At 60.5% G+C, this 18,650-nt stretch carries 22 protein-coding genes; 12 read left to right on the top strand and 10 right to left on the bottom strand.

What is annotated here, in order from left to right:
- The first annotated feature begins 412 nt into the window (after positions 1-412).
- The 5 genes from LRS06_RS10575 (at position 413) to LRS06_RS10555 (ending at position 3,796) form a co-directional block, all read left to right on the top strand.
- Positions 413-1,000 (top strand): hypothetical protein, encoded by a 588-nt coding sequence (locus LRS06_RS10575; RefSeq protein ID WP_257871453.1) that lies wholly within the window; start codon positions 413-415, stop codon positions 998-1,000.
- Between the two features lie 186 nt (positions 1,001-1,186).
- Complete coding sequence (locus LRS06_RS10570; RefSeq protein ID WP_257871452.1) at positions 1,187-1,651, top strand: hypothetical protein; 465 nt, start codon at positions 1,187-1,189, stop codon at positions 1,649-1,651.
- Between the two features lie 243 nt (positions 1,652-1,894).
- The gene (locus tag LRS06_RS10565; RefSeq protein WP_257871451.1) at positions 1,895-2,068 is read left to right on the top strand and encodes a hypothetical protein; all 174 of its coding nucleotides are present in this window, start codon (positions 1,895-1,897) and stop codon (positions 2,066-2,068) included.
- 291 nt (positions 2,069-2,359) lie between these two features.
- Complete coding sequence (locus LRS06_RS10560) at positions 2,360-3,058, top strand: hypothetical protein (protein WP_257871450.1); 699 nt, start codon at positions 2,360-2,362, stop codon at positions 3,056-3,058.
- A gap of 177 nt (positions 3,059-3,235) precedes the next feature.
- Entirely contained in the window at positions 3,236-3,796 is a 561-nt protein-coding gene (locus LRS06_RS10555; protein ID WP_257871449.1) for a hypothetical protein, read from the top strand.
- Positions 3,797-3,864: 68 nt separating this feature from the next.
- Here the strand turns inward: LRS06_RS10555 and LRS06_RS10550 are convergent, their stop codons facing one another.
- Both LRS06_RS10550 and LRS06_RS10545 read right to left on the bottom strand, forming a co-directional pair.
- A complete protein-coding gene (locus LRS06_RS10550) occupies positions 3,865-4,290 on the bottom strand; it encodes a hypothetical protein (RefSeq protein WP_257871448.1) in 426 nt (141 codons plus the stop codon).
- A 296-nt stretch (positions 4,291-4,586) separates the two neighbouring features.
- Entirely contained in the window at positions 4,587-4,997 is a 411-nt protein-coding gene (locus LRS06_RS10545) for an STAS/SEC14 domain-containing protein (protein ID WP_257871447.1), read from the bottom strand.
- A 301-nt stretch (positions 4,998-5,298) separates the two neighbouring features.
- Between LRS06_RS10545 and LRS06_RS10540 the strand changes: the two genes are divergently transcribed.
- The gene (locus LRS06_RS10540) at positions 5,299-5,697 is read left to right on the top strand and encodes a hypothetical protein (protein ID WP_257871446.1); all 399 of its coding nucleotides are present in this window, start codon (positions 5,299-5,301) and stop codon (positions 5,695-5,697) included.
- Positions 5,698-5,774: 77 nt separating this feature from the next.
- On the opposite strand, the gene LRS06_RS10535 is transcribed toward LRS06_RS10540, so the two are convergent.
- Together LRS06_RS10535 and LRS06_RS10530 are read right to left on the bottom strand one after the other, a co-directional pair.
- Positions 5,775-6,080: a hypothetical protein gene (locus LRS06_RS10535; protein ID WP_257871445.1), complete on the bottom strand. Its 306-nt coding sequence runs from the start codon at positions 6,078-6,080 to the stop codon at positions 5,775-5,777.
- 171 nt (positions 6,081-6,251) lie between these two features.
- Positions 6,252-7,910 (bottom strand): MFS transporter, encoded by a 1,659-nt coding sequence (locus LRS06_RS10530; RefSeq protein ID WP_257871444.1) that lies wholly within the window; start codon positions 7,908-7,910, stop codon positions 6,252-6,254.
- A gap of 156 nt (positions 7,911-8,066) precedes the next feature.
- On the opposite strand from LRS06_RS10530, the gene LRS06_RS10525 reads away from it, so the two are divergent.
- Positions 8,067-8,426 carry a VOC family protein gene (locus tag LRS06_RS10525; RefSeq protein ID WP_257871443.1) on the top strand — a complete coding sequence of 120 codons (360 nt, stop codon included), beginning with the start codon at positions 8,067-8,069 and terminating at the stop codon, positions 8,424-8,426.
- 15 nt (positions 8,427-8,441) lie between these two features.
- Positions 8,442-9,026 carry a DUF4269 domain-containing protein gene (locus LRS06_RS10520; RefSeq protein WP_257871442.1) on the top strand — a complete coding sequence of 195 codons (585 nt, stop codon included), beginning with the start codon at positions 8,442-8,444 and terminating at the stop codon, positions 9,024-9,026.
- A gap of 14 nt (positions 9,027-9,040) precedes the next feature.
- Here the strand turns inward: LRS06_RS10520 and LRS06_RS10515 are convergent, their stop codons facing one another.
- The gene (locus tag LRS06_RS10515) at positions 9,041-9,928 is read right to left on the bottom strand and encodes a hypothetical protein (protein ID WP_257871441.1); all 888 of its coding nucleotides are present in this window, start codon (positions 9,926-9,928) and stop codon (positions 9,041-9,043) included.
- Between the two features lie 159 nt (positions 9,929-10,087).
- On the opposite strand from LRS06_RS10515, the gene LRS06_RS10510 reads away from it, so the two are divergent.
- Both LRS06_RS10510 and LRS06_RS10505 read left to right on the top strand, forming a co-directional pair.
- Positions 10,088-11,059, top strand: coding sequence for a fasciclin domain-containing protein (locus LRS06_RS10510; RefSeq protein ID WP_257871440.1), 972 nt, complete (start codon positions 10,088-10,090; stop codon positions 11,057-11,059).
- A gap of 108 nt (positions 11,060-11,167) precedes the next feature.
- The gene (locus tag LRS06_RS10505) at positions 11,168-12,733 is read left to right on the top strand and encodes an alpha/beta hydrolase (RefSeq protein WP_257871439.1); all 1,566 of its coding nucleotides are present in this window, start codon (positions 11,168-11,170) and stop codon (positions 12,731-12,733) included.
- A gap of 106 nt (positions 12,734-12,839) precedes the next feature.
- Here the strand turns inward: LRS06_RS10505 and LRS06_RS10500 are convergent, their stop codons facing one another.
- Positions 12,840-13,802, bottom strand: a complete 963-nt coding sequence (locus LRS06_RS10500; protein ID WP_257871438.1) for a ribonucleoside-diphosphate reductase small subunit — start codon at positions 13,800-13,802, stop codon at positions 12,840-12,842.
- A 428-nt stretch (positions 13,803-14,230) separates the two neighbouring features.
- Between LRS06_RS10500 and rplU the strand changes: the two genes are divergently transcribed.
- Together rplU and rpmA are read left to right on the top strand one after the other, a co-directional pair.
- Entirely contained in the window at positions 14,231-14,536 is a 306-nt protein-coding gene (gene rplU, locus LRS06_RS10495) for a 50S ribosomal protein L21 (RefSeq protein WP_196957421.1), read from the top strand.
- Between the two features lie 105 nt (positions 14,537-14,641).
- Positions 14,642-14,953, top strand: coding sequence for a 50S ribosomal protein L27 (rpmA, locus tag LRS06_RS10490; RefSeq protein ID WP_257871437.1), 312 nt, complete (start codon positions 14,642-14,644; stop codon positions 14,951-14,953).
- Positions 14,954-15,072: 119 nt separating this feature from the next.
- Here rpmA and LRS06_RS10485 read toward each other — a convergent pair whose 3' ends face one another.
- The 4 genes from LRS06_RS10485 to hemW form a co-directional block, all read right to left on the bottom strand.
- The gene (locus LRS06_RS10485) at positions 15,073-15,846 is read right to left on the bottom strand and encodes a cyclase family protein (RefSeq protein ID WP_257871436.1); all 774 of its coding nucleotides are present in this window, start codon (positions 15,844-15,846) and stop codon (positions 15,073-15,075) included.
- A gap of 50 nt (positions 15,847-15,896) precedes the next feature.
- The gene (locus LRS06_RS10480) at positions 15,897-16,601 is read right to left on the bottom strand and encodes an alpha/beta hydrolase (RefSeq protein WP_257871435.1); all 705 of its coding nucleotides are present in this window, start codon (positions 16,599-16,601) and stop codon (positions 15,897-15,899) included.
- 178 nt (positions 16,602-16,779) lie between these two features.
- Positions 16,780-17,256 carry a hypothetical protein gene (locus tag LRS06_RS10475; RefSeq protein ID WP_257871434.1) on the bottom strand — a complete coding sequence of 159 codons (477 nt, stop codon included), beginning with the start codon at positions 17,254-17,256 and terminating at the stop codon, positions 16,780-16,782.
- Between the two features lie 155 nt (positions 17,257-17,411).
- Positions 17,412-18,551: a radical SAM family heme chaperone HemW gene (gene hemW / locus LRS06_RS10470; RefSeq protein WP_257871433.1), complete on the bottom strand. Its 1,140-nt coding sequence runs from the start codon at positions 18,549-18,551 to the stop codon at positions 17,412-17,414.
- Between the last annotated feature and the right edge of the window lie 99 nt (positions 18,552-18,650).

Raw genomic sequence — 18,650 nt, 5'->3', positions numbered from 1 at the left:
AACGGAAGGCGGCAACCTTCCGTTTTTTAGCGAGGCTGTTTGCCTCACATACCCAACCGTAGTGGCACTATGAATTGGAGTACTTTTTTGCGCTACATGCGCCGAACTGCGACTTTTCTTTCTCGCCTCGCAACCATCGGCACAGCTGGTAAAAAGCTGTGGGATGCTGTAAGCTGGATGAAAACGTTTCTGTAAAGCGTTGAAAGAAGCAGGCTTCTAAATGAGTCTGAGGATCCTCGGCAACGGGCTACCCATTTGAGGGTGGCCCGTTTTCCTTTAAAACCTCAGTAAAAGTGAGAAAGTTTTCGCAAGTTTTCGCACTTTTTCTCAAGCCTTTTTAAAGGTTAATATGGAATCTGAGTATAAGTACACTTTGCCAAAACACCTACCATTCCGTTGATTACTAGCCGTTATGGCCATTTCAGAGGACATTTTAAGAGAAAATTACCGAAAGCTTTCGGATGCCAAGTTGCTGAGCATCGCCACCGATGATGCCGTAAAGCTCCGACCGGATGCTTTGGCGCTATTGAAAGCGGAACTACAAGCCCGAGGATTAGCTGAAGCAGCCCAATCCAGCATCGAAGCCCAGTTTAAGGTACTTGATGAAGCAGGCCTACATGCTTACTGCGCAATGATTCAGGAACAGCCATGTCCAATTTGCCAGTCTTCTAGTCAGCCGCTTAATGCTACTATTTCCTATCGAGTTGTGAGCTTTATAATCATGACTACTCGCAAGAAGGAGTTTGCCATAGCATGCCCACCTTGTCTGGACGCGCTTAATCGTCAGGCCACTATCTCATCAGCATTACTGGGATGGTGGGGTATTCCGTGGGGAATAATCCACACTATTCGGGCCCTCATTAAAAATAATGCAGCTTTTAAAAACAATCATTTGCCTCAACCGAATGACCTTCTCAAGGGCTTCGTAGCTGAGAATGTAGGGCGAATTGAAGCGGCTAAAGGCCGGCCTGATATGTTCCAACAATTACTCGGCATCTAACTTATAGTCATTAAGCAGCCCGTAATCTCATCTGGCGAGAGTTTAGCCCAGCGTAACTCGTGACCAGCCTTGACGTGGCGGTTATACCTCCACTGCCGCAGCAGCGGCAAGCCGGACCCGCACCGCCCGCAGTAGAGACGGAGCGAATTCTTTCTATTCCCCGCCTCTCCCGCAACCCCAGCAGCCATGGTTCCTGCCTCAGCCCCCAAGGCAGCGGCGGGAGCAGAGCTGAATCCGTCATCATCTTCATCTCCTGCTATGAGCACCGAGTGGCATTTCCCCTTTATGATTCTGGCGTCGCTGGTGGTCTTCTGGCTGATGGCTTGGGTGATTCTACCCCGGGAGGAGTTTCGGGCCCGGCAGCGCCAGATTGGGCTGCTGGCCCTGGTGGTCGTGGTATTCGGGATGCTGTTTGGGAAGTATGGGGCCACGTTGGGCCTGCCCTGGTGGGTGTATTACCCCATTCCCATGCTCATTACCGTGCTGCTGCCCCCGTTGGTCTGGCAGCTGGATAAGCGGCGCACGGCGGCCTACCTGGCGCTGAGCTTCTTGTCGGCACCCGTTATCCACGTGCTCTTTTCCTTCTTCCTCGGCTGGACGGAGTACATGCCGTTCTGGAAGATTCCTGCCCTCAGCAGCTACCTTGCGTAGCTCCTCTGCCTCTCCTGCACCTGCGGCAGCTATGTCACTTACCGAGCTATTTATCCACCAACCAGACCTGCTATGGGTGCCTTCAACACGCTGCACACGTCAATCCGGTGCCTCCAGTGCGGCCAAGTAACTCCTGCGCGCCTTCAGTTTAAGTTTGGCGACACATGGCAACTTGACTATAAACTAGGCGACACGCTGCTATGGGGTGGGAATGACAGAGGCATACCGGGCTTGCCTAGGGTCATGGTCTATGGAATATTAGAGGACGACGTGTGTCCGGCCTGCGGGGCGAAGCCCGCTGTTGAGGAATTCGATATCCATGTTGAAAATGATGTGCTGGTATCGGTAGCGCCTATGGTAAGTTATGAGCCTTACCTGCGCAGTGAGGCTGACGGGGGCGCATGGGCAGTGGTGTAGTATCGTTACAGCTGGTAGAGTAAGTAGTTTCCCCGCCTCTCCCGCACCGGCGGCAGCCCTGGTTTCCCGCGCCCCGGCTCTCCGACCATTGTCGGAGCGGTGGGGCGCATTTTCCCGGCCTTCCGACCATCGTCGGAAGCTTGGGGCGCAGTAAACCAGGGCTCCGACTATTGTCGGAAGACCGGGGCGCATTTTCCCGGCTCTCCGACAATGGTCGGAAAGCCGGGGGACTTGTTATTGCATAGGCGCTATTCTATATTCCGGTATCCAATTACTTAATCCCGTTGCGTTATGTCCATTACCCCCTTAGAGTCGGTGGCTACGGCCCCCGCGCCCCTTTCCAAACCCGTCCGCCGCGCCAAGCAGCTCCCCGCTGGGGCCCTGGCCCTGTCGACACTGGCGACTACCGCGGCCGGGGCCTGGCAGAGCGCCGAGCTGCCCGCCCTGCTCTGGCTCACCAAAGCCGATTTCGCGGCCCAGGCCACGGCCTTTGCCACCGCCTGCACCGCCGCCGATGCTGCTGCCGACACCCGCACCCCACAGGCCGCCCGCCTCAAAGCCCTCGATAAGCTCCTCGACCAAGGGCTGGGCTTCGTAAAAAACTACCTGGAGGAAGAATACGAGAATCCGAAGGCCTACTACCCCGAGTTCGGCATCGAGAAATTCAACAAAGGCTACCGCCTGCCCAAAGACCGCACCGAGCGGGCCGCGGCCCTCACCAAGCTGCTGGCGGCCCTCGTCAAGTATAAGTTCGATAAGAAGAAGTACGGCACCGCCTATTGGCAGCCCCTGGCTACCGAGTACGCCGCCCTGGTGAAAGCCAGCACCGATACCTCCGGGGCCCGCAGCGTGAAAGTAGACACCAAGGTGCAGGGGGAGGCCAAGCTGCGCAAAGCCCTGCGCGCCCTCATCCACCACCTCAAAGCCAACTACCCCGATTCCTTCGAAGCCAAGCTGCGCGAGTACGGCTTCCAGAAGGAAAGCTATTAACGAGCGGTACGTGTTTAGGAACGGTCATTCTCCATCTGGCGTCCGCGTAGTCGAAGCATCTCTACCGCTTCGTTGCAGTGGTATTCAGACAAAGCGGTAGAGATGCTTCGACTGCGCTCAGCATGACACGAATAATATGGCCCTCGCCCAAACCCAGGCGGCAGCGTACTTTGGGGAATGATACCCGCTAAGCACCCCGCGCAGCCCTCCCCTGCCCTGTTGGCGTTCTACAACGCTGTGCCCTCGGTGCTGTGGTCGGTGCTGAGTCTGGGGCCGCTGAGTTTCTTTTGCTACCAGTATGTGGCCCGGCCCTGGCTGTACGGGCTGCTGGCGCTCAGCTTGCTGGCGTATGCCGTACCCAAAGCGTGGTTTAGCTGGTGGCAGCTGAGCCGCGTACCCACTGCCTACCGGCGGCTGGGCGTGCCGCTGGTAAACCACCTGGCCCAGCATGGCGGCCTGGTAAACGGGCTGGTGCGGCGGCGCTACCCGCAGTACCGGCGGGTGCGGGGTCGGAGGTCGGCCGCCAGCCTGCGGGCCGAAAGCTACCACATGGAGCGGTTTCACATGGCGGCCGGGGTGTTTTTCCTGCTGATGAGCGGCTACGCCGCCGCGCAGGGCCGCTGGGGCTGGGCCGCACTGCTCGCCCTGCTCAATGTGGGCTACAACCTCTACCCCATCTGGCTGCAGCAGTACCTGCGCCTGCGCCTGGACCTGGGCAGCCGGGGTTTTCGGTGCTGAGGCAGGCAGGTCAGCGGGTTCGCGCCATTGGCTAGGCCGGCTCAAGCGGTGTGCCAGCCCACGGTCCGCTACTGCACCACCGAGGCCAGCATTTCTTTCGACGGGCGGGTTTTCACGGGGCGCACTACCAGCGGCAGGTTAGCCGTGGCAGGGGCCACCTGCACCGTATAGCGGTAGCAGTCCTCGCCCACACGCACGACCAGGGCGTAGCGCCCGGCAGCCAGGTTGCGGAAGTCGAATCGGTGCCCGTAGGCCGGCGCCGCATAGTTTTCTTTGAATAACAGCTGCCCGGTGCGCACGCTCACCACCTGCACCGAGCCGCGCTGTTGGGCCGGGTTCTGGATGCGCAGGCGCACGGTTTCGGCGGTGGGCGTTTCGAGGGTAACGGGGGTTGTCTGCTGCTGAGCCTGGGTGGAGTGCGGGAAGCACAGAGCCCCCAGGGCAAGTAGGTGGGGCAGGGCGTAGCGGGCGGCGGAAACGAAAAGCGTTTTCATAGCTAGGGCGGAAAGAGGGAAGTGGATGAAGGAAGGAAGCTCTGCGGGGCAGTACCAGTTGGTGTGCATTTCTGCACACATAGCCGGCCGGCCCCACCAGAAGAAGCCAAGCCACATGCCAAACCATCAAAGCACTCCGCCTCAAATACTTACGCCAAACCCCTAACTAATTCATCCATCATATTCTGTCCGCACCCGGGCGGTGCGTCCGGTTTCGTCTGGCCTGTAAGGGCAACAGCTAGTCCTAAGCCAGCAGTTGCCGGCTTAGGTGATGTGGTGACCGGGTACGTGAGCCGCTAGGGCGTCATTGGCTGCTGGAGCAGCCAGGCTATGGCGGCGCCTTCGGTTTCGAAGGAGCGGTAAACCAGCGGCAGGCCCTGCACCTGGGTGGTCACATAGGCCGTAGCCAGGCGCACCATCACATCGGTAGACACCAGCACGGCGCCGTGCCGGTAGCCCGCCTGCACGGCCTGTGGCAGCCAGTGCCGGGCCACCCAGGTTTGCTCCTGAGACGAGAAGGGCAGCATCTGGCGCTGATCAATGAAGATGCGACTCCAGCCGTGCCGTTGCAGGGCAGTCTGCATGTGCGTGAACAGGGCCTGCGCATCGTGGGGGCCGCGCGGGCGGCCGGTCCATACTACCCGCAGAAAGCCGGCCGGATCTTCCAGCAGCCGGCCGGCGGCATTTTCGAAATACAGCAGGGACAAAGGGCTTCTTGATAAGTGACGACGCTATAAGCCGCCGACCCGAACAAGTGTTTTGCCGGGGCCAGCGGGCGTACCAAGCCGGCGCATCGGCTGGAACCAAGCTGCCAGGGCTGCACAACCAACCCGCCCAGAGCTTCCGGCGCTAGTAACTAACTGAAAATTTGCGGCCTCACATCATTATGTCCATCAGCCCAGGCAACTGTTGGGAAGAGAAACGCCCTCTATAGAAGCAGAACCGGGCCAGGGCCTTCGGGTGCGGCCGGTTCTGCTCTAACCTCCAACCTTTTTTCTTCCTACCTCTATGAAAACGCTTCTGCAAACCTCCTCCCGTTTCGCCCTGCTGGCTGCCCTAATCGGCCTGGGCTTCTCTCATGCCGCCCAGGCGCAGGTAGTGGCCGCTTCGGCGCCCGCCTACGTCAGCAAGGTATCCGACAACGTGTACGTCCTCCGCATCAGCAACCCGGCTCAGCAGAAAGGCCAGGTACAGATTGTGCGCCTGCGCGACGGCGCCAAGCTGTACCAGCGCTTCAGCGCCGCGCCCTCGTTTGGCATGAAGCTGAATGTGCGCGACCTGGTAGGCGACCGGTACGAGTTTGTGGTAACGCTGGGCCAGAAAACCTACCGTTATCCGCTGAACCTGGCCCCGGAGGCCTATCAGCCCATTACGCCTGCCCTGGTTGCCTCAGCCCGGCCCAAGTAGCCGATACTGGCCATAACGCAATCAGCCGCAGACCCTATGCTGGATCTGCGGCTGATTGCGTTAGGAGGCGCGGCTTTTTAGGGCTGCGGTTTGGGGGGCATCTTCACGTCGGGCGCATCTACCCGAATGACGCCACGCCGAACCGGGGCTGCTTTCTGCTGGCGCTTGGCTTTCCGGCGGGCGGCCCAGCGCTTAAACAGGCCACGCTTGCGCTTTTTCTTGCTGCTGTTGCCTCGGTAGCGCTTGTAGTTGGGCCGGTGGATCTTAGGCGGACTAAGTACGGCCGCTTCGGCGGGGGCGCTGGCGGCCGGAGCCGCTGCTACGATGTCCGGGTCTACTACCATCAGCAGCGCCAACAGCAGCAAAAGCAAAAGTTTGGGCATAAGCCGGAAAGAATGGTGATGCAGCCCGGTACGCAGCCCGCATGCTACACGTTGTGTGGAAGACTTCACCGGCGGCAGGCGGGCTGCGGCCAGCCAAGCCGATGACCTGATTTTGCCCCGTGGCAGCAAATACAAGGCCGTATTTTACACTTTTCGTCGGTAGCCGCCGAACTACTGCTGGCCCTGCATGTTCTCAACGTTGGTGGCCACCTCAATATTGGCGGTTTTGGGGAAAGCCAGAAAGTGCGTGACGCGTGGCGGCTCGGGCCCAACGTGGAACTGGCGCACCTGCGCCCGCACCACGGCATCGTCGCGGGTGAAGCGCTGGTGCTGGCGTTCATGCTCGCCCCAGGTGGCCACGTAAAAGAACTCCGTAATACACTCGGGCCGGGTTAGATCGGTGAAGACCCCAGCCCGCATGGCGCCGTCGCGCAGGCGCAGACGGGTAAGCTGGGCCGCCGCCTGCCGGAAAGCGGGCTGGTCGGCCACGGCTACCTTATATTCCACCATCACCACCACCGGGCCATCATCGGGGTCGATATCGGCGTGGACGTTGGGCACGGGAAACGTGCCGGCAGGTGTGAAGTCGAGGTTTTCGGCGGGGCGCAGCGGAAAAGGCAAAGCCAGAACCATGCTTACCAGCATCCAGCCGGCCGCCCCCAGCAACGCCAGCGGCAGGCTTACCCGGTCGGCCAGCTCACCCCACACGATACTGCCCAGCGCCAGTCCCGCCTGAAACACCAGCATGTAGATGCTCACCACCCGGGCCTGCACCCACTTGGGCACGTGCAGCTGCACGGTGGTGCTGAAGCTCGTCATCACCATCAGCCAGGCAATGCCCGACAGCAGCATGAGCGGATACAGCCAGTACACCGACGGGATGAAGGCCAGCCCCAGGTTGGTGCCCACAAATACCAGCGTGCCCAGCAGCACCCGCTGGTTGAACGACAGCCGGTGGCCGGCGCGCCCCATCAGAAACGCCCCAGTGATGGCGCCCGCTCCCAGCCACGAGAGCAGCACCCCGTAGGAGCCCGAGCTGAGCATGAGCCGCCGCGCCGTAACCACCGAGAGCAGCGCCCACATGGCACTGGCCCCGAAGGAAAAGGCAAAGGTGCGCACCAGCACCGCATAGATGGCCGGCGAGTACTGCACATAGCGCAGGCCCGCGCGCAGGGCCCCGGTAAAGTTTTCGGCCGGGCCATTGGTGACGGTTTCGGCCCGCTTCCAGTTGTAGACCACCGCCCAGGTAGCCGCAAACGACAGCCCGTTGAGCAGAAACACGTAGCCCGGCGAGTAATAAGCAATGATGACTCCGCCAACAGCCGGCCCAATGGCCCGCGCAATGTTGTTGCTAACCCCGTTGAGCGTAATGGCGAAAGGCAGCACTGGCCGCGGCACCAACTCCGTAGTTACGGTTTGCCAGATGGGCGCATTCACCGCTGCCCCAATGCCGAGAATAAAGGTGAAGGCCAGCACGCCCAGTGCCGAAATTTCACCCAGCAGTGTGAGCGTACCCAGCAGCAGCGCCACGGCGCCCATAAAGCTTTGCGTAACCAGCAGCAGCTTGCGCCGGTCAATCAGGTCGCCGATGGCGCCGGCAGGCATACTCAGCAGAAACGAAGGCAGGCTGGTAGCCGTTTGCATCAGGGCGACCAGCAGGGCCGAGGTAGTGAGCGTGGTGACGAGCCAGACACCGGCCACGTTCTGCATCCAGGTGCCGATGTTCGATACCACGGAGGCAATCCAGATGGCCCGAAAAATGGCGTAGGTAAAGGGCGTGGTAAGGGAAAGTCGGGGCTCGGGGGAAGCGGCAGTAGCAGCAGCGGACATGGCAGCACGAAAAGAAAAACCGGCAGTGGGCGGAGTACCCCGGGCCGGCCTCCTGCCTACGGCGCGCGGCCGGCCCGGGGTTGCAAGCCGCTACGGATAGAACAACTCAGTTCTTAAATGCGCTATCTTGCCCGCCCATATCTTTCCCCGTTTTCTATGTTCCAAGGGCTGCGCACCGTGGTATACACCGCCGAAAACCTATCCGAAGCCGTGGCCTGGTACCGCTCCGTGCTGGGTGAGGAGCCCTACTTCAATGAGCCTTACTACGCCGGCTTCAACGTGGGCGGCTACGAGTTGGGGTTAGTGCCCGAGGGCGCTACCGGGCCCGGTGGGCAGGTGGCCTACTGGGGCGTGCCCGATGCCGAAGCCGCGTTTGCCCGCCTGCTGGCCCTGGGCGCTACCTCACACGAAGCGGTGCATGATGTGGGCGGCGGCATTCGGCTGGGCACGGTGCTCGACCCATTTGCCAATGTGCTGGGCATCATCCAGAACCCCCACTTCCAGTTACCCGCCTGAAACCCAAGCCAGCCAATGCGCAACTGGCACGACCTGGACTACCTGCGCGCCGGCACCGTGCGGCAGCAGCAAGCTTACACTGCCCTCCACAGCTCGGGCATCTGGCGCCTGCTCGCCGGCTTTACGCCGGTGCTGGCCGGCACCGTGCCGCTGGATGTGGACACGCCCGCCAGCGACCTGGACGTGCTGTGCGAAGTGCCGGCTACGGCTACGGAAGCGTTTCAGGCGCTGCTGCTGCAGCACTTCGGCGTCCAGCCAAGCTTTACACTCACGCAGCGGGTTATCAACGGGCTTGCTACCACTCTTTGCCGGTTTCAGCAGGATGGCTTTGCGATGGAAATCTTTGGGCAGGCCCGGCCGGTAGCAGCGCAGCAGGGCTTCCGGCACCTAGTAATAGAAGACCAGATACTGCGCCTGGGCGGCCCCGCGTGGCGGGCCGCGGTGCGCCAGCTCAAGCAGCAGGGACTGAAAACGGAACCCGCCTTTGCCCAGCTACTGAACCTGACCGGCAACCCCTACGACGCCTTACTGGAGTTGGAAACCTTGCCGGAACCGGAGCTCCAGGCCCTGATCACAGCCCGAACCCCGCACACCCATTAGCCGGAACCAGTAGGTTAAAAGTTGTAGGCAACGCCCGCCGACCCAGCCGTGGCCTTGCCAATGTTGCGGCCCGCCACGTAGGTGCTGGCGCCCAGCACTACCCCTATTCCCTTGGCTACAGGCCGGAATATGCTGCCCCCCAGGCGCACGTAATCGACGCGGGTGGCGGTGAAGTTGCCGTCGAAGCCCGGCTGCACAATGTCGGTGCCGGTGCTGGCCGACTTCTGGAAGGAGGCCCAGGCCTCGGCGTAGAACTTGATGCCGGCGTACCCGGCTTTGGTTTCGGCCACGAAGGCATTGGGCACCCGGCCGCTGCGCAGGCTGTAGCCTGCCTGCCCGGTCAGAAACACCCCACTGGGCGTTTTGATGTGCGCTACGCCCAGGGTAGTGAGCTTGGTGGCGCGGTTCCCAATGGCAATGATGTACTGCAGCCCGTCGGCTGATTTATAGTCGCTCAGCGGCGTGCTTACGCCCACCGAGCCCAGCAGATCCAGCTGGCTGCTGCCTATTTCCGTGGAGAAGCTCTTGAATTTCAGAAAGGCCGATAGGTCCTGAAAGCCCTGGCGCCGGTTTACGTAGCCCTGGTCCTTCAGCACATTATCGTCGGCCTGACCTTCGGATCGGATGTAGGGCAAACTCACCACCGCCTCAATCTTGTCCGTCAGGCCATAGTTGGCAAACAAACTGATGGACGACACATGGATTTTCTTGAAAATGGGCACGTCAACTCTTTCCGGCACCAGATACGCCGTAGTGTAGCGTTCCTGAGTGCCCGTTACGGCCACCGAGCCGTGGCCTTTGCCGGCCATAAAGCCGGTGATGATGCTTTGCGCCTGCGTACGCGGGGCAGCCGCCAGCAGGGCCAGGGCAGCCAGGCCGACAAAGGAGTAAGAGTGTTGCATGGAAGTGTGTAGAAAATCAGAGGCCGACGATGTACGCAGCCAGTTGAACAGCGGATTGTGTAGCTCAACAAATCCGCCCGTCCGGGACTTTCGTTTGTATGCCGCTGCTGCCTGGCCCGGCACGTCTGCTTCGCCTTCTTCTTTCTTACCTCCTATTGTATGGCTCACTTTTTACTCCGCCGGTTGGGCGGTCTGCTCTGTGGCGGTCTGCTGTTGCTGAGCTGCTCGTCGCCCGACACTGACCCCTCCATTGCCGCCCTGGCCGTAGCCAACCCCGACTTTCAGGTGCTGGAGGATGCTGCCGTGCGCGGGGGCGTGGTCGAGCTGCTGTCCAACAAAAACCCGGCCCCGCAGAGCAACGGGTATTTCACGGTATTCGCGCCTACCAATGCCGCCTTTGCCCGGCTGGGCCTGCGGCAGGCTTCCGATCTGCTGGCCCTGCAGCTGCCTTTCCTGCAAAGCACCCTCTACTACCACGTAGCCAACGGTAACCTGAACAGCAGCACCCTGCAGGCCGGAGCCTCGTCGAACTCGGCGCTGGGCGTGACGCGGCGCTACATCCAGCGTGGCAATGATTTGTACGTGAACGGCTCCCGAATCGTAGCCACGGATATTTTCACCGCCAACGGCACCGTGCACGCCGTAGACAAAGTGCTGCTGGCCACCGGGGCCGATATTGTGCAGTCAGCCATAGCCCTGAGCCAGAGCAAGGTGTTTGTGCAGCCCGAGCTGACGTACCTGGTAGAGGCCGTGCTGTACTGCGACCTGGCCAGCGCGCTTTCCGAAGGCAGCCCGGAGTACACCGTGTTTGCGCCCACTGATGCCGCCTTCCGGGAGCTGGGCGCCCTGCTGAACGTGCCGCTCAACAAGCCCGCCGACATCCGTAATCTGCCCAAAGATGTGGTAACGAAAGTACTGCTGAACCACGTGGTGCCCACAGCGCAGTTTACGCCGGAGCTGCCGGCCACGGCCACGGCCCTGAGCGGCAGCCAGCTCACGTTCGGCCCCTTCACGGACGGAGTGCTGACGGTCAGGGGCCCCGGCAACCAAACTGCCGCCAACATGGCTATTCCTGATGTGCAGTGCACCAACGGCGTGGTACACGTTATCGACCGGGTGCTGCTGCCGTAAGCCACCGAACCCGCCGGGCACAAGCAGTACTTTACGTAGGCAGGTTGTGAACCAGCCCGGCAGTGGCTACCTTACAGGTTGCTAGTACACCCTGCCTTTTTTGCCGGAATGAAATCCTTGTTTGCCTGCCTGTGCTGGGGCTGCCTGTTGAGCCTCCCGGCCCTGCAGTCGGCTTCGGCCCAAACTACACCTGCTGCCGTTTCTTCACCTGCCAAACGCCTGCCTCTGGAGGGCCAGTGGCAAGGCCCGCTGCCCGTGCCCGGCGGTAAGCTCGATGTGCGCATTGCCATTACGGAGCTGGCCAACAACGCCTACTTTGCCACGCTCGATGTGCCGCAGCAGCGCCTGAGCCGCGTGCCCATGGAAGTGCGGGTGCAGGGGGATACCGTTACGTTTTCCTCGGCGGAGGTGGGCTGCCGCTTTGTAAGCCGCCGCCAGCCCGAGGGCCCTAAGCTGGTAGGCCAGTGGGAGCAGCCGGGCTACAAAACGGCCCTCACGCTGCAGTACTCACCGCTACCGCCGCCTCCCAAAAACTTCAAGTTTCAGCCGCCCTACCGCATCGAGGAAGTTACCATCACGGTGCCGGCCGATGGAGTGCAGCTGAGCGGCACTCTTACTACACCCGCCGGGCAGGGACCTTTCCCGGCCGTGGTGCTGCTCTCGGACATGGGCCCGCAAAACCGCGACGCCGCTTTTGCCGACTACAATCTGTTCGGTAGCATTGCCGATTACTTGACACGCCACCGCGTGGCCGTGCTGCGCTTCGACGACCGGGGTGTGGGCCGCTCTACCGGCGACTCCCGCCTGATAACCACGCCGCTGCGGGTGCAGGATGCTCAGGCAGCCCTCAATTTCCTGCGGGCCCGCCCCCTGCTCGATGTAACCCGCCTGGGGCTGCTGGGCCATGGCGAAGGCGCCAACGTGGCCCTGCTGGCCGCTGCCCAGCCGCTGCCGCCGGCTTTTGTGGTGTCGTTGGCGGCAGCTGGTGTGCCGGGCCGCGAGCATCTGGCCTACCAGCAGGCTCTGGGTCGCGCCGATGGACAGCCCGATACCACGCAGGCCAATGAAATCCGCCGGCAGGAGCTGCAACTGCAGGATGTCCGGCGGCAGGCCGAAAAAATGCGCGCCTCCGGGGCCAACTCTGCCCAGGTGGAAACCTTTCTGGCCCAACAGCAGATGCGCCAGCGCAGCGCCCAGAAAAAGCTGATTGAAGCCAACCTGAAAAAGCAGCAGACCCTGATTGACGTGGTGCGCCAGACGCCCGACAACACCCAGGCCCGCGCTATTCTGGAAAATATGCTTCGGCAGTTCTACCCCACTATGGCAGCGGCCCAGGTACTGTCTACCGCTGAGTGGATGACCACTCCCTGGTACCGCTACTACCTCGATTTCAACCCGCTCCAGGGCTTGGCGGGCGTCCGTTGCCCGGTCCTGCTGCTCTACGGCAACGAGGATGTGCAAGTAAATCCCGTGGTTAACTTAGCACCGCTGGAAAAGAACCTGAAAGGCTCCATTAGCCTCACCGTAAAGCGCCTGGAAGGGCTCAACCACCAGTTTCAGCCGCCCATGGTCGATTGGCCCCTGGTGGGCGGTCAGTCGCAGCCCGTGTTTTCGCCGGTAGCCCTCGAAACCATTCACGACTGGATTCTGCCCACAACGCAGACAGCCAAGTGATGCCAGCTTCAGCTTAAAATAAAAAGCTCCTGACCGCAGTCAGGAGCTTTTTTGTTATCAGGATCAGTGGCCAAGCTACGGTCGAGTGCACAAGGCCTTACAGACCTTAAAAGTCCTCGTCGAGCGAGAAGGCGTTTTCGGTCCGCTCGCTCATCACGCCGGCTTTCTGGTACTCGGCCACGCGCTTCTCGAAGAAGTTGGTTTTGCCCTGCAGCGAAATCATTTCCATGAAGTCGAAGGGGTTGGAGGCGTTGTAGATCTTGCTGTAGCCTAAGCTCTGGAGCAGGCGGTCGGCCACAAACTCGATGTACTCGCTCATGCTCTTGGCATTCATCCCGATGAGGTTTACCGGCAGCGCGTCGGTCACAAACTCCTGCTCAATCTGCACCGCGTCGCGAATGATGGCGTGCACGCGGGCCTCCGGCAACTTGTTTTGCAGGTGCTGGTCATAGAGCAGGCAGGCGAAGTCGCAGTGCAGGCCCTCGTCGCGCGAAATCAGCTCGTTGGAGAACGTCAGGCCGGGCATCAGGCCACGCTTTTTCAGCCAGAAGATGGAGCAGAACGAGCCCGAGAAGAAGATTCCTTCCACGGCCGCAAAGGCAATAAGCCGCTCGGTGAAGTTTTCGGAGTTGATCCACTTAATGGCCCACTCGCCCTTTTTCTTCACGCACGGTACGGTTTCCAGCGCGTTGAACAGGCGGTCCTTTTCCTTGGGGTCTTTGATGTAGGTGTCAATCAGCAGGGAATAGGTTTCGGAGTGGATGTTTTCCATCATCACCTGAAAGCCGTAGAAGCAGCGCGCCTCGGCCATCTGCACTTCCTGCATGAAGTTCACGGCCAGGTTTTCGTTCACGATACCATCGGAGGCGGCGAAGAACGCCAGCACGTGCGAGATAAAGTGCCGCTCCCCATCGTTGAGGTTTTCCCAGTCTTTCTGGTCCTGGGAAAGGTCTATTTCCTCGGCCGTCCAGAAGGATGCTTCGGCCTTTTTGTACATCTGCCACACATCATTATGCTGGATGGGGAAGAGCACGAAACGGTTCGGGTTTTCGGTGAGCAGCGGTTCCATAGGCAAGCAAAACAGGAAGTAGAACGTAGAAAAATGACCCGCGCAGGTCGGGATGCCAACCCTGACCTGCGCGGGATTGTTTCGGGCAAAGGGCCCGGCGGGCACGAGGCGTCGAAAGCCAAAGATAAGCCGGTAGTTGGGGCGGGGCAGTGTTTTTTGTGTGTTAAATTTTGCGTATGCCTCTAAGCTGCTGCCTATTGCCGGGTGGCCGAAAAGGGGCCTGTTTGCTGAAAGTTGTCCACATTTTGAGTGTGGACAATGCAACTTATCCACAAAATTACTATTCGCGTACCTGCCGGCGCGTCCTTATCAGCGGTATCCGATGGGAGCCGGGAGCGGTGGGGTAATGATGATTAATGAGTTAGGTTTGGAAATGTGAAACCGTACTCGTACTTTTGCCTTCCATTTTCCAAACCGCGAAGACGCCGATGTACGCAATCGTCACCATAGCTGGCAAGCAGACCAAGGTCGAAGCCGATAAATTTGTTTACACCCATAAGCTGGCTGGCAACGTCGGCGACAAGGTAGAGTTGGGCAAGGCCCTGCTGACTGACAACAACGGCGAGCTGACCATCGGCGCGCCTTTGCTGGACGTAGCCGTAACCGGCACTATCCTGGCGCACGTGAAGGGCGACAAGGTGCTGGTGTTTCACAAGAAGCGCCGCAAAGGCCACCGCAAGCTGAACGGTCACCGTCAGCACTTCACCAAAGTAATGATTAACAGCATCGGCTAGTCCAGCGCTTGGTTGTTGGTGCCTGGTGGTTAGCTTTTTGGCTGGACCACGGGTGCTTACCATACAACCAAGCACCGAGAACTAGGCACTAAGCACTCAAATACCATGGCACACAAGAAAGGCGTCGGTAGCTCCAACAACGGCCGCGAATCGCATTCCAAGCGTCTCGGCGTGAAAATCTTCGGCGGGCAGGATATCATTGCCGGCAACATCATCGTGCGTCAGCGCGGCACCAAGCACCACCCAGGTCAGAACGTGGGTATCGGCAAGGACCACACGCTGTTCGCTATGATTGATGGCACCGTTCAGTTCCGCAAAGGCCGTAAAGACCGTTCGTTTGTATCGGTTGTACCGGTTGACGTAGACGCCGCAGAAGTACACACCTCGGCTACGGTTTCGGCCGAAGAAGGCAAGTAGTTTCTTTTCGACCCACCCAGCCTTTCCGGCTCACGCGGGTTCGATAGTTGACTTCAACTTGACAAGGGCGCTCCACACCGGAGCGCCCTTGCTGCGTTTGGCTTGGGTTTGTTCTGGAATCAGGCCGGCGTGAGGGCGTAGAGCACAGGCTTGCTGGGGCTGGCATCCAGCTCCAGGCTGATGACTTGCAGATTGAGCAGGTATAAGCCGTCGGCTACGGCATCGGGCACGAAGATGAGTTCGGTGATGGTAGCTTCCTGGCGCGTGGCGTGCGGGTATTGCCAGAAAGCATGGTGGGCCAGCAGGGCACCGCCGTCCTCCTCCCGGTCCACGCTGGGCAGATCAAGCAGCAGATGTTCGATGCCCTGATCGGCCAGCCAGTGCGCCAGGGCAGGCTCCAGGTAGGTGGGGTTGGTGCCCGAATACTGGCGGGTACGCTTGGCCTGGTGGTTGGGCAGGGTGCGCAGGATAAGGGCTTCGGGTTGCCCGGTCGTGGCCGATCCGCTAGGTAGCTCACGCTGCACATCGGCCAGCAGCACTACTAGGTCGCCGTTGGGCTGCGGGCGCGGCTCTACCGATACCAGCCGGGCCACGAACAGAAAGCAGCGCAGATGGTGGTTGAGCGTGGCAGTGGGGTCGGGGCTGATATGGCCATAGCACTCGGTGTGGGTGCCGTTGCCGTGGGGCGTGAGGTGTACGCGCTGGTAGTTGGTGCTGCCGCCCTGAGCCACGCTGCCCACGAAGGAGCCTACCCGAATAACATCGAACTGCACCGGCTCGGCCCAGAAGCAGTTCACCTGCTGCTCGCCCTGCGCCAGCGGCAGCGAAATATCCAGCGGCTGGCTGGGGTCGAAATGGTAGGCGCGGCCCTGATACGGATAGGTAGGAAGCATGTTCTTTCGTGAAGCGGTAACAGGGGTGACAAGGGACAGGTAACAAGCTGTCATGGCGAACCTGCTATCTGTCCCTTGTCACCTGTTACCGCTTCACGTGTCACCTGCTGTCCTTTCTCCACCAGCGTGTTCAGGATCCGGCTGATTTCGGGGGCGTGGGAAACAACCATGAAGTGGCCGCCGCCCCGAATCAGGTAATCGACGGGCGTGGGGCCGGGCGGGAACACCCGGTCGTGGGTGCCCAGGATCTGCAGGCTGTGGCCGCCGGTATCGGTGCTGTCCCAGCGCAGGAGCTGGTCGATGGCCCAGCGGGTGTACACGGGCTCCATATCCCGCAGAATCTGCTTGAAGAGGCGGTACTCCGGCCCGTTCCTCACTCCGAAATACCACTGGCCGGCCTGAGGAAACAGCTTCAGCCACTGCGGCGGGAACAGCTTGTACACCCCCGTCCGGCGAATCAGGCTGAGCAACGGCGGCAAACAGCCGGCATCGGGAATGCTGGATACGAGCACCACCCGCGCCAGCGGCCGGATCCGGCGCATTTCCAGCGCCACCACGCCCCCAAACGACACACCTACCAGAATGCACGGCTGGGTGGCGTCCACGCTTTCGGCCATGCGGGCTACATAGTGCGGCAGGGTTTCCCGGGGCGTGGGCGTAAGCCAGGGCAGCACCTGAGTTTCTCCGCGCAGCAGCGGCTGCAGGTTCTGAAATACCCGCTCATCGGCCCCCAAACCCGGCAGTAGATAGAACATGGCTAAATGGCTTTCTGATTTAGATGGCTTAAGGGTTAAAAATCAAGTTTTAAACTATTGACAATCAAATCAATATCGGCATCATTATCCCTTCAAATGCCGTTTCACTGTTTCACTAGCGGATAACTCAGCCAGGAAACCATTCAACAAGCTAACCATCCAACCATTCCCCTGTTCATCAGGGCTCGATGCGCAGGAATACGTCTTCCAGATAGAAGATATTGTGGGGCATAGAGGCTTCGTAGTCGGCATCCTCGTTATCATCTTCGGGTTCTTCGGGCTCGGCTTCCTCCCCATCATCCTCGAAAGGAGGCTCGGCCGGATACGTGCAGGACAGCTTCAGGGCCACGCCGTCGAGGTCGATGGGTGGCTTTTCTTCGCGGGTGTATTCCAGCAGGCAGGGCCATTCCGTCACGGTAGCCAGCGCCTCCGCTACTTCCTCCTGCAGGGCCTCGGCCCGGTCGCCGGCTAGGCGCAGCAGCAGGTCGAGCTGCTGGAACTGCAGGCCCAAATGAAAGAAGTGCAGCTCCTGATCGAAAAGTGTAGTGGCCCAAATAGTTACATCGTCGGTGTTATCGAACACTACGGCCGTCAGCTGCACGTGCTCCACGAAAAAATCCGCGTCATCAGCCAGGGCATCAATTAATCTTCTCATAAACCAGGGATTAAGATCCGGCAGCCGAACCGGTAACTGGCTTGGCTGCCCACCGTGCTGCCTTCCCCGTAGCACTACGGCCCGAAAGAAAAGGCAGGCATACAAAATAGAACTTCCGGCGCCGAAAACGCTATGTTCTGCCCGAAATAAGCGGATTATTTGGCGGCCTGAAACAGCTCCAGCGTGATGTGGTCGGCCAGCAGCTTGCCTTGGTCCGTGAGTGTCAGGAGATTATTCTGCAGGGTGGCCAGGCCATCGGTTTGCAGGCGCTGCAGGTAGGCGGCCCGCTCCGTGAGTAGATCCACGTGCAGGGCGTCGCGCAGGTAAGCCAGGTCGCAGCCGCGGGCGGTGCGCAGGCTGGTCATCAGGTACTCATTGGCGCGGTCGGTGGCCGAGAGCTGCTCCACGGTGGCCGGAACCTCGCCACGCTCCAGCACGGCCCGCACGTACTCGGGGTTGTTGGCCAGCGTGTACTGGCGCGAGTGGCCATCGAAGGAATGGGCGCTGGGGCCGATTCCCAGGTAAGGCACCCCGCGCCAGTAGGCCGAGTTGTGGCGCGACTCGCGGCCCGGCCGGCAGAAGTTCGACACCTCGTACTGCTCGTAGCCGTGGGCGCGCATCTGGGTTAACAGCAACTCGAACTGCTGCGCCACGAACTCATCGGGCGGGGCCCGGAACTTGCCTTTGGCCTGGCGGTGCCCGAATACGGTGCCCGGCTCGATGGTGAGGGCGTAGCAGGACAAGTGCGGGACTTCCAGCGCAAAAGCGGCGGCCATATCCTGCTCCCAGATGGCGTGGTCGGGCGCCGGAACGCCGTAAATCAGGTCGATACTGATGTTCTCGAAGCCGGCCTCCTGCGCCAGCCGCACCGCCGCGGCCGACTCCGTGGCCGAGTGGGCGCGGTTCATCAGACGCAGGTGGGGCTCATGAAAGCTCTGCAGCCCGATGCTAAGCCGGTTGATGGGTGAGGCCGCCAGCTCGCGCACTTTGGCGGGCGTAAAGTCGTCGGGGTTGGCTTCCAAGGTAATTTCCGCATCCGCCGCCACCCGAAAGTGCCGGTGAATTGCCTCAAACAGCTGATCCAGCTCGGCCGCCGTGAGCAGAGAAGGCGTGCCTCCTCCCAGATAGATGGTGTTGAGCGTTGGATTGCTGCCCAGGTAGCCCTGACGGAGCGCCAGCTCCTGCACCAGCGCATCTACCAGGCGACTTTTCAGGCTCATAGAGGTGCTGAAGTGAAAGTCGCAGTAGTGGCAGGCCTGCTTGCAGAAGGGAATGTGGAGGTAAAGACCGGACATGAATGATAAACCGCGTGCGCAGGAAAGCGGCTAGGCCGCGGGCACTAACCAGAAACAACGAAGGCGGACAAAGCATCCTACCTTCGGGAAATTAAACCT

Source organism: Hymenobacter sp. J193 (assembly GCF_024700075.1).
In the GTDB taxonomy this organism is placed as follows: domain Bacteria; phylum Bacteroidota; class Bacteroidia; order Cytophagales; family Hymenobacteraceae; genus Hymenobacter.
Note: the sequence above shows the minus strand (reverse complement) of the source record. Positions and strands in the feature narration are given on the sequence as shown.